The 14,480-nt window shown below is 52.5% G+C and carries 15 protein-coding genes; 11 read left to right on the forward strand and 4 right to left on the reverse strand.

The features are described from left to right. Positions 1-756 (reverse strand): type IV pilus assembly protein PilM (gene pilM, locus ABYT30_RS08030; protein WP_373095920.1); only part of this gene is annotated, 756 nt, incomplete at its 3' end. A 170-nt stretch (positions 757-926) separates the two neighbouring features. Between pilM and ABYT30_RS08035 the strand changes: the two genes are divergently transcribed. Further along, positions 927-3,392 (forward strand): penicillin-binding protein 1A, encoded by a 2,466-nt coding sequence (locus ABYT30_RS08035; protein ID WP_373095922.1) that lies wholly within the window; start codon positions 927-929, stop codon positions 3,390-3,392. A 21-nt stretch (positions 3,393-3,413) separates the two neighbouring features. Here ABYT30_RS08035 and radA read toward each other — a convergent pair whose 3' ends face one another. Then, entirely contained in the window at positions 3,414-4,781 is a 1,368-nt protein-coding gene (radA, locus tag ABYT30_RS08040) for a DNA repair protein RadA (protein WP_373095924.1), read from the reverse strand. A gap of 132 nt (positions 4,782-4,913) precedes the next feature. Between radA and ABYT30_RS08045 the strand changes: the two genes are divergently transcribed. The 10 genes from ABYT30_RS08045 to tatC all read left to right on the forward strand — a co-directional run bounded on the left by ABYT30_RS08045 (position 4,914) and on the right by tatC (position 12,059). After that, positions 4,914-6,113 (forward strand): DnaT-like ssDNA-binding domain-containing protein, encoded by a 1,200-nt coding sequence (locus ABYT30_RS08045; RefSeq protein WP_373095926.1) that lies wholly within the window; start codon positions 4,914-4,916, stop codon positions 6,111-6,113. After that, positions 6,022-6,690, forward strand: coding sequence for a replication protein P (locus tag ABYT30_RS08050; protein WP_373084668.1), 669 nt, complete (start codon positions 6,022-6,024; stop codon positions 6,688-6,690). Before ABYT30_RS08045 ends, ABYT30_RS08050 begins: the two co-directional genes overlap by 92 nt. A 103-nt stretch (positions 6,691-6,793) precedes the next feature. Further along, a complete protein-coding gene (gene ubiE, locus ABYT30_RS08055; protein WP_373083326.1) occupies positions 6,794-7,543 on the forward strand; it encodes a bifunctional demethylmenaquinone methyltransferase/2-methoxy-6-polyprenyl-1,4-benzoquinol methylase UbiE in 750 nt (249 codons plus the stop codon). Further along, positions 7,540-8,178: an SCP2 domain-containing protein gene (locus ABYT30_RS08060; RefSeq protein ID WP_373095927.1), complete on the forward strand. Its 639-nt coding sequence runs from the start codon at positions 7,540-7,542 to the stop codon at positions 8,176-8,178. Before ubiE ends, ABYT30_RS08060 begins: the two co-directional genes overlap by 4 nt. 9 nt (positions 8,179-8,187) lie before the next feature. Further along, on the forward strand, positions 8,188-9,828 hold the full coding sequence (ubiB, locus tag ABYT30_RS08065; protein WP_373095929.1) for a ubiquinone biosynthesis regulatory protein kinase UbiB: 1,641 nt from the start codon (positions 8,188-8,190) through the stop codon (positions 9,826-9,828). Positions 9,829-9,885: 57 nt separating this feature from the next. Continuing rightward, the gene (hisI, locus tag ABYT30_RS08070; protein WP_373083332.1) at positions 9,886-10,299 is read left to right on the forward strand and encodes a phosphoribosyl-AMP cyclohydrolase; all 414 of its coding nucleotides are present in this window, start codon (positions 9,886-9,888) and stop codon (positions 10,297-10,299) included. Position 10,300: 1 nt separating this feature from the next. Further along, positions 10,301-10,633 carry a phosphoribosyl-ATP diphosphatase gene (locus ABYT30_RS08075; protein ID WP_373095931.1) on the forward strand — a complete coding sequence of 111 codons (333 nt, stop codon included), beginning with the start codon at positions 10,301-10,303 and terminating at the stop codon, positions 10,631-10,633. A 32-nt stretch (positions 10,634-10,665) separates the two neighbouring features. Next, entirely contained in the window at positions 10,666-10,899 is a 234-nt protein-coding gene (tatA, locus tag ABYT30_RS08080; RefSeq protein WP_373083334.1) for a Sec-independent protein translocase subunit TatA, read from the forward strand. After that, positions 10,900-11,316, forward strand: coding sequence for a Sec-independent protein translocase protein TatB (tatB, locus tag ABYT30_RS08085; RefSeq protein WP_373095936.1), 417 nt, complete (start codon positions 10,900-10,902; stop codon positions 11,314-11,316). After that, positions 11,313-12,059 carry a twin-arginine translocase subunit TatC gene (gene tatC, locus ABYT30_RS08090; protein WP_373095938.1) on the forward strand — a complete coding sequence of 249 codons (747 nt, stop codon included), beginning with the start codon at positions 11,313-11,315 and terminating at the stop codon, positions 12,057-12,059. The genes tatB and tatC overlap by 4 nt, the downstream gene beginning before the upstream one ends. Positions 12,060-12,363: 304 nt before the next feature. Here tatC and dnaB read toward each other — a convergent pair whose 3' ends face one another. Beyond that, a complete protein-coding gene (gene dnaB, locus ABYT30_RS08095; protein WP_373095940.1) occupies positions 12,364-13,806 on the reverse strand; it encodes a replicative DNA helicase in 1,443 nt (480 codons plus the stop codon). 148 nt (positions 13,807-13,954) lie between these two features. Next, positions 13,955-14,401, reverse strand: a complete 447-nt coding sequence (gene rplI / locus ABYT30_RS08100; RefSeq protein ID WP_373084719.1) for a 50S ribosomal protein L9 — start codon at positions 14,399-14,401, stop codon at positions 13,955-13,957. Positions 14,402-14,480 lie beyond the last annotated feature (79 nt).

Here is a 14,480-nt window from a genome sequence, read left to right on the forward strand (position 1 = left end):
TCCACCCTGCTTTTTCGCCAAGCCAGCCTCTTCCACAGTCAATCCATAGCGGCGCTGAATCTCTTCGGTAAGCTGCCGACCACCAAACAACTGATCTCTGGTATACACCGTTTCACCATCAACAACGACACTGAGCGAAGTCATACTCGCACCCACGTCAACAATGGCAACCACCGTATTCTCATCGCAGCCCAGTTGCTCCGCGATAAGACTAAAACTGCGCTCAATAGCGTATGCCTCAACATCCACCACCTTTGGCGTGATGCCTCCAATCTCTAAAGACTCAACCCGCGTATCCACATTGTCGCGGCGACAGGCCACCAACATCACATCAACCATCTCTGGGTTAGCGTCTGACTCACCCAAAACCTCAAAATCCAATGCAACCTCATCCAATGGATAGGGGATATACTGATCAGCTTCGAGAGAAATCTGCGTTTCCATGGCATTTTCATGGAGCCCCGCTGGCATATGCAGAACCTTGGTAATAATTGCCGAGCCGGGCACCGCCACCGCAGCCCGCTTCAATTTGCTGCGGGATCGCGAGTGCACCGCACGCACAACTTCCCCAACCTGCTCTACATCAGCAACATTTTTTTCAACCACAGCCTGCGAAGGCAAAGACATTACCGCGTAGCTTTCTACGCGATAATTCTCGCCACTCCGGCTCAACTCCAGTAACTTAACCGCACTGGAACTAATGTCGATACCGAGCAGACTCCGGGAACCCTGACCGCCAAACAAGCCATCTAGCACTGTAGTTTTCCTATTTACATCGTGGACTTAGAGCGCACTTTTATATACAAGATTAAATACCAGTGTATACCAATGCGCAAATAGTTATGAAAAAAAGACGCCGATAATGTCACAGTTTTCGTTATCCTAGGCCTCGATTATATTCCCGCATCTCAATTTACAGGAAAAATATGCCAAGCAAGACCCGAATTCTCCGCCTTTTTATCGGCCTAGGCATTCTCGCCAGCTGCGGCGCCGTGATGATTTTCGCCGCTGCATTCCTTTATATTAGCCCCAAATTACCATCCGTCGAGGCGTTAAAGGACATTCAACTGCAAACGCCCCTGCGAATTTACAGCTCAGACGGCAAGTTATTAGGCGAGTTTGGTGAAAAACGCCGCTCCCCCATTAGCTTTCAGGAAGTACCGGAGCTGTTTATCAAAGCTTTTCTCGCCGCCGAGGACGACCGCTTTTATGTTCACCGCGGCGTTGACGTCACGAGTTTGTTGCGTGCCGCCTCACAGCTAATTACCAGTGGCAGCATTCAGTCGGGTGGTTCCACCATTACCATGCAAGTAGCAAAAAACTACTTTCTTAGCCAAGAGCGTACCTTCACTCGCAAATTCACCGAGATTTTTCTCGCCATTGAAATAGAGCGAGCTCTCGGTAAAGGTGACATTCTCGAGCTTTATTTAAACAAAATTTTTCTCGGCAACCACGCCTACGGTATAGAAGCGGCCGGCCAAGTCTATTACGGCAAACCCATAAAAGAACTTAACCTTGCCCAAATGGCGATGATTGCAGGGCTTCCCAAAGCCCCCTCGGCCTACAACCCAGTAGCCAACCCGAGTCGCGCAAAAATCCGCCGCAATTGGATTTTGGGCCGCATGCTGAGCCTGGGCTATATCAACCAAGGCGACTATCAAACCGCGATCAACGAACCTATTAGCGCAAAAGCCTACGGCACCCAACTCGATGTCGATGCGCCTTACGTGTCCGAAATGGTTCGCCTGCATATGCTCGACCGTTTCGGTAGGGCAGCCTACGAAGACGGCTTTACCGTCATTACAACCGTCGACAGCCGACTACAAGAAACCGCCAACCGCGCCTTGGTTGACGGTGTCATCGAATACGATACCCGCCACGGCTATCGAGGCGCGGAGCGTAACTGGAATTTAAACAAAAACCTGGATGACGAACAGCGCCAACGCCTGAGTCAAAAACTAGAGGAAATAGGCAGCATCGGTCCCTGGCACCCGGCACTGGTATTGAGTGTCGGCGATAAAAACGCCACGCTTATGCTTTCAACCGGCGATCAAACCACACTGGAATGGGAGCACGGCTTAAACGGCACTGTTCGCTATATCAGCGAGGATAGAGTTAGCTATGCAGCGGAAACCGCCAGCGACTTACTGACCGCTGGTGACGTCATCCGCGTACGCATGAGCTCAGATGAGCCCCGGCATTGGACACTTTCCCAGCTACCCAAAATCCAAGGGGCACTGGTTTCCCTTGACGCTGATAGCGGTGCAATTATTAGCTTAATCGGCGGCTATAATTATCAAAAAAGCGCCTTCAATCGCGTCACCCAAGCAGAGCGCCAGCCAGGTTCTAACTTCAAACCCTTTATTTATACCGCCGCATTAGATAACGGCTTCACCCCGGCAAGCATCATCAATGACGCCCCCATTGTCTTTGAGGACAGTGGCCTCGGCGACACCTGGCGCCCCAGCAATGATAACGGCACATTCAATGGCCCAATGCGCTTGCGTAAAGCCTTGTATATGTCCCGCAACTTGGTATCTATTCGGGTACTCAGAGATCTTGGTATCGGCAAGGCCATCGACTATGTCGCGCGCTTTGGCTTTGACCCCAGCAAATTGCCCCGAGATCTGTCGCTGGCACTGGGTAGCCATTCCCTAACGCCGCTTGACATTGTGAGTGGCTACGCAGTATTCGCCAACGGCGGCTACAAAGTTAAGCCTTATATCATCGACCGAATCATCGATCGCGACGGTAATACCTTGTACCGAGCCGAACCAGAAATCGTATGTCGCAACTGCAGCACAAATGAAGACGGCGATATGATCAGCAACCTCCATAATATCGAAGCCGACACCCTCGACGACATCATCAATAACAGCGGTGAAGCACCACAAGCAAAATACGCCAAACGTGTACTCAGCGAAGAAGTGGCTTTTCTGATCGACAGTATTTTACAAGACGTTATTACACGGGGCACCGGTCGCAAAGCGCTGGTCCTCAAGCGTAGCGATGCGGCAGGTAAAACCGGCACCACCAATGGTCCTACAGACGCATGGTTTTCCGGTTACAGCGGTGGCATTGTAACCTCGGCTTGGGTGGGTTTTGATCAAAACCACAATCTTGGTCGCCGCGAGTACGGTGGCTCGGTGGCGCTGCCAATTTGGATTGACTATATGAAGGAAGCCCTCAAAAACAAGCCCGAGCGTCACTTAAAGCAACCAGACAGCATCATTTCGGTAAGAATTGATCCCGATACAGGCAATCTTGCCCACCCTGGGCAAAGCAATGCCATCTTTGAGTTTTTCCGCAGCGACAATGCGCCAAGCGAAGGTTTCAATCAACCGCAAAGCCCTTATGGCGGTGGTGGTGACGACCCTATAGAAATATTCTAAGACTACGTCAAGCCTGGCGGCCTAAATGGCCTCCAGCGCTTCCGCGAGGGTTTTCACTCCTACGACCTCCATACCCACCAAATCCCCCCGCGGCGCATTGCCGTGGGGCACTATAGCGCGGCGAAAACCATGCTTCCGCGCTTCTTGAAGCCGCTCCTGACCACTGGGCACAGGTCGAATCTCCCCGGACAAGCCCACTTCGCCAAACACCACCAAGTCCTCCGGCAATGGCCGATCACGAAAGCTCGATACAATGGCAAATAGCAGCGCCAAGTCCGAGCCAGTTTCCAGTACTTTTACACCACCTACCACATTTACAAACACATCTTGGTCACCGACCTGTAGGCCACCGTGACGATGCAATACGGCCAGCAACATAGCCAAGCGGTTTTGCTCTAAACCCACCGCCACCCGGCGCGGATTGCCAAAACCCGAGCTATCTACCAAGGCCTGAATTTCCACTAACAGCGGCCGCGTACCCTCCCAAACCACCATCACCGTACTACCCGAGGACACCACGTCGCCGCGATTCAGAAAAATAGCTGAAGGGTTCTTAACCTCTTTAAGACCCAGCTCCGTCATTGCAAACACGCCCAGCTCATTCACCGCACCAAAGCGGTTTTTACTGCCGCGCAAAGTGCGATAGCGACTATCACTGCTACCCTCAAGCATGATCGAACAATCAATAATGTGCTCCAGCACCTTGGGACCGGCCAGGCCACCATCCTTGGTTACATGACCAACCATGAGCAATACCGTGCCGGTTTGCTTGGCAAAACGGGTGAGCGCCGCCGCGCACTCTCGGACTTGCGATACACTGCCCGGCGCCGAGCTAACTTGTTCACTGTGTAAAACTTGAATCGAATCCACCACTAATATGGCGGGTTTATTCGCCATAGCTTGGGCCAAAATAAGCTCGAGACTGGTTTCCGAACACAGCTTGAGGGTGTCTGCACTTAAATTCAGGCGCTGAGCCCGCATGGCAATCTGCGGCAAAGACTCCTCGCCCGTTACGTAAAGACATTCACACTGATTCGCCAGTCGACACAATACCTGCAAGAGCAGAGTACTTTTGCCCGCCCCCGGATGCCCACCAATCAACACCGCTGAGCCTGGCACCAAGCCACCGCCCAATACCCGATCAAATTCGTCAAAACCAGTAGAGCGCCGCGGCAGCGCTTCAATACTGACATTGGCCAGCATTTGCACCTCACCGCCGACTTCACCCGCATAACCCTGTCGCACCGGCGCCGCTTTCGCACTACTTGAAGGCCCTAGCCGCAGCTCCGACAAGGTATTCCATGCGCCGCAGTCTTGGCACTGCCCCTGCCATTTATTGTGATCAGAGCCACAGTCGACGCACACATACGCGGTTTTTTGTTTTGCCATAATACTGAAGCAATCGCCCCCTCGCTCTGATAAAGAATGAACAATCAAATTCCAAAATCCCTGGCTAACGACAGGGCTGACAGCAGCCCATACAAGGCCGTACAATGGCCCGCTATCCACAGAGTAAATAGCATGTCGGCCGCTTTAGTAGAACGCCAACTATTGGTATCCCCCTCCCTCGCTGCAACACTTGGGCTCGAGGCAGCCCTGCTGTACCAGTTGCTAGCGGAATGGCTGCCCCTACTCGACTACAGGGAAAGCCAAGGGGTTCAATGGTATATCATTGATAAGCAGCGCCTAAACAATCAGCTCCCGTTTTGGGATATGAACAAAATTGAAGAAGTGCTGCGCACCCTGCATGACCAGGGGCTCATTATTATCGGCGCTGCCTTAATGAGCAATGCACAAAATATTCGCCTCGCCTTTCCGCAAGCCAAATCCGACGCGACAACGATGCAAGCTAGCCTCGTCGAAGCCCCCGCACAACCAGCGGCACAACAAGCGGAACGCCGTGGCTCGCTAGTCGCAAACAGTACCCGAGTTAACCAACACACCAATACTGCCAACCCGCGACACCCCGTGCCCGGCAACAATATAATTGCCGCCGACTGGCTGCCAGACCAAGCGGGCATTGACTACCTGACTCGCTTCAATCAAGTCGACCCCGCATTTATCAATGCGGTACTGCCCGAATTTATCGCCCATTACCGCGAAACCGGTGAAACCCGGAGTTCCTGGAGCAGCGCGTTCAGCCAATACGTCAGCCGACGATGGAAAAAACAGCAATACCTCAAAATTGAAGAATCACGCAACTTGCCCATTGACGACAGCTGGAAACCCAGCCTCGACGCACTGGAAATTCTCGAGCGCGACGGCATTAGTCGCAACTTCATTGAAGATGCCATCCCCGAATTCACCCTGTTCTGGCGAGAGCGCGGCACCGCCGACAGCAATTGGAATTCCCGTTTTATACAGCATATTCGTTTGCAATGGGCGCGTTACACCAATGCCGTCAGTAATGAAAACGTCATTGCACCGATTCCCAGCAACTGGCAGCCCAACGATTCGGTCTTTGATATCTTGCGTATGGCGCGGATCGACCCAGAATTTGCCAGAGCACAAATTGCCGAATTTATATTATTTTGGCAGGACAGCGGTCAGGCGCACCGCTCATGGAACACAAAATTTCTCCAGCATGTAAAATACCGCTGGGCAAACAATCATCAACTGGGACAGAGCGATGCAAGACAGCAACAAGCTTCTGGAGCAAGCAAACCGGCAACTGGCTTCATCGCCAAACACACCGACCGCAGCTGGGCAGACGAACTCTGACCCGCTTCCAGATCGGGATGCGGTTATCGATGCGCTCAACCAAATGTTTGCCGAGTTTGAACTGGTCTACCACAACCAATACAACAAGGCCTTTTCCAATCCGGAAAAGCTTTCCTACGCCAAGAAAATCTGGTTTAGCAATCTGCGCCACATCAGCCCAGAGCGCATTATTGCCGCAACGCATCGCGCAATTCGCGAATCCGAGTTTTTACCAACCGTTAAAGGTATCTTAAAATATTGCGAGCCCGATCTGCGCGAACTCGGCCTGCCCGATACTCACAGCGCCTACTTGGAAGCCTGTCGCGCGCCACAACCCAAAGCCGAGTACACGTGGTCTCATCCAGCCGTATACCACGCCGGGCGGGCCTGTGATTGGTTTTTTCTGGCGGGTAATACCGAACACACCGCTTACCCCGTATTTAAACGCCACTACGAGGACATCTGCCAGCGGGTGATCAATGGCGAAGTCCTTAGTTTACCGGCACTCGTTGCCCTACCAGAGACCATTAGTAAGCCCCTCAGCCCCGACGAACAGCGCCAGCGTATGCAGCAGCTCAGGGACGAACTCGATATATAAACCTTAGGCAAATCCGATCGTGCAGGGCGCCCGCGCAAACGCTACAATAGCGGCCTAATTAAGCGGGCCGTCCCGCCAAGACCATACCAAGTAGGCAGAATTTATGGCAGACGACAAAACCACCCATTTCGGCTACAAAACCGTCGACAGCAAAGACAAGGTCAAGATGGTGGCAGGGGTCTTTCACTCTGTTGCCGCCAAATACGACATTATGAATGACTTGATGTCAGGCGGGGTTCATCGCCTTTGGAAACGCTTCACCATTGAATTATCCGGAGTACGCCCCGGCAACAAAGTCCTCGACATCGCAGGTGGTACCGGTGATCTCGCCGCAAAATTCAGTCGCTTAGTTGGCGACAGCGGCAGCGTAGTGCTGGCCGATATCAATGACTCCATGCTCACCGTTGGCCGAGAAAAACTCACCAACAAAGGCATTGTCGGTAATATCGAGTATGTCCAAGCTAATGCCGAATGCCTGCCCTTCCCAGACAATTACTTTGACTGCATTACCATCGCCTTCGGGCTGCGCAATGTCACCGACAAAGACGCGGCGCTGCGCTCTATGAATCGCGTACTCAAACCCGGCGGCCGACTTTTGGTGCTGGAGTTTTCCAAACCCGTTAACCCAGTAGTGGCTAAACTCTACGACCGCTACTCCTTCGACATTCTGCCGAAAATGGGCCAGTTAGTCGCCAGTGACGAAGACAGCTATCGCTATTTGGCGGAGAGCATCCGTATGCACCCGGATCAAGAAACGCTTAAGGGCATGATGACTGATGCGGGTTTTGTCGACGTTCGCTACCACAATATGACTGCTGGCGTCGTTGCCGTGCACCGGGGCGTAAAACCGTGATACCACCGGTATTGCAGGGTGCCGCAATTTCAGGCCTCGAAAACCTCATAAACAAGGCCCTGCACCTCGACCCGGCTGCCCGCGCAAAATTACTTGCGCTAGATGGTCAGCGCTTTGCCCTTGAACTGAAAGATCCAGACGTCAATTTAGGTATCGGCATTAGTGGTAGCCGTCTGCGCCTTCTCGGCAGCCTAAACGACGGAATAAGCACCCGACTCAGCGGCCGGTGGAGTGAATTTGCCGCGGTGGCCACAGCTGCTGATCCCGCAGCAGCACTGATCAATGGCAATATTCGAATCAGTGGCGACACCGCGCCACTATTAGAGCTTCGCAAAATCCTCGCGGAGCTCGATATCGACTGGGAGCAGCCGATAGCGGACTCCTTCGGTGATGTTGCCGCGCACCAGATCGGCACCGGACTGCGGGCTGGCCAACGCTGGCTAAATTCTACCCGCCAAAACCTGCACCGCCAGTTTGAGGAGTTTTTAGTTGAGGAGAGCAATCTGCTTCCTCACCCCTGCCAGGCCGACGATTTTTATCAGCAGATCGATGAGATAAAAGCTCGCAGCGAACGCCTGGAAGCGAAGTTGCGCCGCCTGCAATCGCGCCTAACACCCCAAGCCAATAAGAATTAAGGAAACACTATGGGGCTGCGTCGCCTGCTCGCCATTTGCTGGATTATTTGTCTCTACCGACTAGACACTCTCATCCCCACCGAGCATTTACCCCTGCGCGCCCAATTAGTATTGCGCTGCGGCCCTTGGCGCCTGTTTTCAAAAGGCAAATACAGTCGCGGCGAACGCCTGCGTCTGGGCTTAGAAAATCTCGGGCCAATATTTATTAAATTTGGCCAGATTCTCTCTACTCGCCGCGACCTACTTGCCGACGACGTCGCCATAGAACTCGCCAAACTCCAAGATCAGGTTCCCCCCTTTGGCAGCGAGCAGGCCGTCACCGTCATTGAAACCGCCCTCGGCAAGCCCATTGGCGAGTTATTTGTCAAATTCGATCGCCAGCCCCTCGCTTCGGCATCCATCGCCCAAGTACATACCGCGACCATCACAAACGATATCGACGTCGTTGTTAAAGTAGTGCGACCCGGCATTGAACACATTATCAACGCCGACTTAAAACTGCTGCTCACTATTGCCGGGTTGATCGCCCGCTATATCCCTGATGGCCGCCGCCTGCGCCCCGTTGAAGTCGTCGAGGATTACCGCCACACCATACTCGACGAATTAGACCTACAGCGTGAAGGAGCCAATACCTCCCAGCTGCGCCGCAATTTTAAAGACTCTGAAGTACTCTATGTGCCCGAGGTCTACTGGGATTACACTCGCCGCAATATCTTAGTGATGGAACGCATTCATGGCATTCCCGTTACCGACGTGGAAACGCTGAAGGAACAAGGCACCGATATGAAGAAGCTCGCCGAACGCGGCGTAGAAATCTTCTTTACTCAGGTGTTCCGAGACAGTTTCTTTCATGCCGACATGCATCCAGGCAATATTTTCATTGCCCATAACCGCCCAAATTCACCCCAGTACATCGCCATCGACTGCGCCATTATTGGCAGCCTCAGTGATTTCGATCAGTATTATTTAGCCCGAAATCTCTTGGCCATTTTTCAGCGCAATTATCGCGAAGTCGCCGAACTCCACATCGAATGTGGCTGGGTGCCGCCAGATACTAGGGTGCACGAATTCGAGGCCGCGATCCGCACGGTGAGCGAGCCAATTTTTGAAAAGCCGCTGGCCGAGATTTCCTTTGGTTTATTGCTCTTACAACTTTTCCAAACTGCCCGCCGCTTTGACATGGAAGTACAGCCTTCACTCGTGTTACTACAAAAAACGCTGCTAAACATTGAAGGTCTAGGCCGCCAGCTCTACCCCCAACTGGATTTATGGTCAACTGCTATGCCGTTTCTGGAGCGCTGGGTACGCGACCGCTACTCACCGCAAAGCGTCTTGAAAAAAGTCAGTCACCGCATTCCTGGGTGGTTAGAACAACTGCCCAATTTACCTGAGGCGCTACTCGAGCGCGGCGGAGCGAATAAGGAACAAGTCTTTGCAATGACCAAGGCCGACCGCCAACTTCAACAAGATTTCGCTGCAATGATCAAACAGCAGGCGCAACGCGGTCGTAATCAGCGCATCGCCATTGTTGCCGCACTGGGCGCAGCCTTACTCAGCGACCCAGGCATTCGAGCAGGCTTACAAACGCTACCGCCGATTAGTATTGGGCTATTTGTGATCGCTTTGTATTTCTTTATCCGCAGTCGCTGAGGTAAAGTATGGACCTGACAAAGCTGGGCTCGGACACGCAAGCCCCATGGAAACAGTATGAGTAGTAAAGACAGCACCCAGCCCTGGCTAGACCAAGTAAAGTGGAATGCCGACGGCCTAATCGCGGCGATCGCCCAAGACGCCAAAAGCGGCCGAGTGCTGATGATGGCATGGATGAATCGTGAATCACTACAACTCACTATCAGTAGTGGCGATGCCGTTTACTGGTCGCGCTCGCGCAGTAAATTATGGCGCAAGGGCGAAAGCTCCGGTCATGTACAAAAGATCCATTCCCTTGCACTCGATTGCGATGGCGACGCCCTGCTACTGCAAGTCGAGCAGATTGGCGGCATTGCCTGTCACACCGGCCGCCAGAGTTGTTTTTATCGCCAGCTAAAAGGCGACAATTGGCAGAGTACGGAAGCGGTATTAAAAGATCCCGCCACAATGTATAAAAGCGTGGACCAGTAATATGTCAGAATCAATTTTAAGCCACCTCGACCAAGTGCTCGCGGCCCGCAAAAGTGCCAGCGCCGACAGTTCTTATGTCGCAAGCCTGCACCACAAAGGCTTGAATAAAATTCTCGAAAAAGTCGGCGAAGAAGCGTTTGAAACTGTACTCGCCGCCAGAGACGCAGAAGTCAGCGGCGACAATAGCAAATTAATTTACGAAACCGCTGATTTGTGGTTTCACAGCTTGGTGATGCTCTCCCATCTTGGCGAAAGCCACCAGCCGGTACTGGATGAACTCGCCCGTCGTTTTGGCCTCTCTGGCCTAGACGAAAAAGCGGAGCGGGATAAATAATCAAACTCAATTATTAGCAAAGGGGCACACTCATGGGTTTAGGCGGCATTAGCATTTGGCAACTTCTCATTATTCTTGCCATCGTGGTTCTACTATTCGGCACCAAAAAACTCAAGGGCATGGGCAGCGATCTTGGCGGCGCACTTAAAGGCTTTAAAGACAGCATGAAGGGGGATGAAGACGACGAAGCCAAAAACCTCGAAAGCAAAGCCGAGCAAGATGCCAGCGCAGCAAAAACTGAGAGCAAAGAAGAGTCCAAGCACTAAATGTTCGATATTGGTTTTGCCGAGCTCTTAGTCATCGGTGTACTTAGCCTACTTGTGATAGGTCCAGAGCGCCTGCCAGGCACAGTGCGCACCGTCGCCCTATGGATTGGCCGCCTGCGCCGCAGCTTTAGTGATATTCGCAGCGAAATTGAACGGGAAGTTGGCGCAGATGAAATTCGCCGCCAACTCCACAACGAATCCATTCTGGCATCGCTAAAAGAAAGCAAAGACCAATTAAATAAAGAGCTAAATAGCGCTGGCGACGGGCTGCGCGACATTGAAAACAGTATTGCGCCCAAGCAAAATTCTACAGCCGACGAAAAGCCCGAAAGTAAAAGTACACCGAATACGGACGAACAAGTCCTAAGCCCAGCCGCGACTAAACACGCACCCAATAAACAAGACCCAATATCATGACTGACGCCGACCAAGATCAAGGTCAGCCGCTGGTTGCCCACCTGACCGAATTACGCGATCGCCTATTGCGCGTCGTACTTGCTGTATTAGTCTGCGCTCTAGGCTTAATGCCCTTTGCCAATACGATCTACAGTTTTGTTGCCGAACCACTGCGCCGCTACCTGCCGGAAGGCACGAGCATGATCGCCACGGAAATTGCGTCGCCTTTCCTTACACCGTTTAAACTGGTGCTGGTCTCGGCCTTTTGTATGGCGATGCCGGTGATCCTCCACCAGATCTGGCAGTTTGTAGCACCCGGTATGTACCGCCACGAAAAACGCATCGCCGCCCCGCTATTGGCCTCTAGCGTTATTTTGTTTTATGCAGGACTCGCCTTTGCCTACTATGTTGTATTTCCCCTCGTATTCGGCTTTTTCAGTGGCATCACTCCGGAAGGCGTTAACTACACCCCCGACATTGCGCGCTTCCTCGACACTGCCCTAAAGCTCTTCCTCGCCTTTGGCATCGCCTTTGAAATCCCCATCGCCACAGTCCTTCTCATCGCCTCCGGCGTAACCAGCGCCGACGACTTGGCCCAAAAGCGACCCTACGTCATCATCGGCTGTTTTGTATTTGGCATGCTACTGACCCCGCCAGACGTAATATCGCAGGCCCTGCTCGCAGTACCGATGTGGTTTTTGTTTGAAGTGGGGATTGTCTTTGGGCGCTTGGTGAAGAAGAAGCAAGCGGAGTCGGACGTCTGAGGTCGGGTGCCGGACGTGGGCGCGCTGCACGCTTGATGGGAGACGGAAGACGCTAAAATTAAAAGCGAGCATTTAGTGAGCGCAGCGAATGCCTTTAAGCGCCAGACATCCGACGCCTGACTCCAGACTAAATACTGCCTCTTCGTCAGATGCGGGCATGCTACACGCTTGACGGGAGACGCTAAGATCAAAAGCGAGCATTTAGTGAGCGCAGCGAATGCCTTTAAGCGTCAGACATCCGACGTCTGACGCCCGACTAAATTTTGTCCTTTCGTCAGACGCCCGACATCAGACGTCCGACCAATTAGTACTCATCCGCCTGCTCATAGCCAAAGGCCAAATTCTCAAAGCGGGTATGCTTACCAACAAAGCTTAACCTAGCGGTACCAATTGGTCCGTTACGCTGCTTGCCGATGATAATTTCCGCCATACCTTTATCTGGCGACTCTTCGTTATACACTTCGTCGCGGTAGATAAACATAATGACGTCAGCGTCCTGCTCAATCGCGCCTGATTCCCGCAGATCCGAGTTAATTGGACGCTTGTTGGGCCGCTGCTCCAAGGCGCGATTAAGCTGTGAAAGCGCAACAACTGGGCATTCAAATTCTTTGGCGATACCCTTCAAAGAGCGGGAGATTTCAGAAATCTCAGCAGTTCGGCCTTCGCTCGCGGTGCCAGCGACCTTCATCAACTGAAGGTAATCGAGCATGATCATACCGACGCTACCGTGCTCCCGCACAATCTTGCGCGCTCGGGAACGCACTTCTGTAGGGGTTAGCGCCGGGGTGTCGTCAATAAATAGCAACTTGTCTTTGAGCTTGGTCACCGCCGAGCTCAACTTGGGCCAATCCTCTTCTTCTAACCGGCCCGTCCGAATGCGAGTCTGGTCAATACGGCCCACCGACGACAACATACGCATCATCAACTGATTAGCGGGCATCTCCATACTAAATACGAGAATGGGCTGATCGCTTTTCATCAGCGCATTCTCAACAAGGTTCATCGCAAAGGTCGTTTTACCCATAGATGGCCTTGCGGCGACGATGATCAAATCTGAGTTTTGCAGGCCGGAAGTCATTTCATCCAGCTTTTCAAAGCCAGTGGTTAAACCAGTTACCGCATCTTCATTACTGAACAGCTCGTCAATCTTATCAACGGCTGACTTCAATAGCGGATTAATCGGAGTGAGCCCCCCCGTTTTAGGGCGCTCCTCAGAGATCTGCATAATGGCCCGCTCGGCCTCATCCAGGATCTCGTCACTATTGCGGCCTTCTGGGTTAAAGCTGCTGTCGGCTATGGCATTCGCAGCGCTAATTAAGGACCGAAAAGTCGCCCGCTCACGCACAGCTTGGGCATAGGCCCTAATATTGACGACTGAAGGAGTATTATTGGCGATCTCAGCCAAATAAGCTGCGCCGCCTACCTGCTCAAGCTGCCCTGCCTTGGCCAACTCCTCAGCAAGCGTTACAACGTCTATTGGCAACTCTAAGGTAATCAAGCGCGTCATTTGCGCGAAGATTTTGCGGTGCTCAGGGCGGAAGAAATCGCCCTCGCCAACGACATCGGCAACCGAATCCCAACTTTCGTTGGCAATCATCAGACCGCCGAGCACAGACTGCTCTGCCTCTAGCGAATGCGGAGGTAACTTCAGTTGCGCAAAGTCGCTCTCTTCTTCGAAGGGCGGCGGGGAATCGGAATAAGCTTCGGGGTACACGGAACCATCACTAGGAATATACAGATCGGGCATTGTGGCAAAAAAAAAGCACGGCCGCTACAAAGAACGGCTGTGCTTTTTTATACCTGACTAGTCACTGCAATAAATCGCAGCCACAAGCGCGAAGATCGTATTAACAACCCCGCACTATGTACGCCAGATCAAAGACAGATCAGCAAAATTACTCGGCTACAACCGCAATGCTAACAGTCTGAACTACATCGCTGTGCAATTGAATTGCCACGTCGTAAGTACCCAGGTCGCGAATTGGACCTTCTGGCATGCGTACTTCGCTTTTATTCAACTCTACGCCAGCTGCAGTCACTGCGTCAGCAATATCGCGAGTACCGATAGAGCCGAACAGCTTGCCGCCGTCGCCAGCATTAGCTTCAATTGTTACTGACAACGCAGCCAGTTTAGTGGCACGTGCATCTGCAACGCTGCGCTTTTCAGCGGCAGCCGCTTCTAAATCAGCGCGACGCGCTTCAAATTCAGCAACATTTGTTTTGGTGGCAGGTACTGCTTTGCCAAATGGAATCAGGAAATTACGGCCATAACCGCCTTTCACATTAACCTGATCACCCAAGTTGCCAAGCTTGCCAATTTTCTCCAGCAGAATCACTTGCATGGTTCTCACCCTCTTAAATTCGCCTGCGTTTGCGCCGCTCTATGGTTGAGAGCGATTCGGCAAACGCCGCCTAATATCA

The organism is Zhongshania sp., assembly GCF_041623545.1.
GTDB lineage: Bacteria > Pseudomonadota > Gammaproteobacteria > Pseudomonadales > Spongiibacteraceae > Spongiibacter.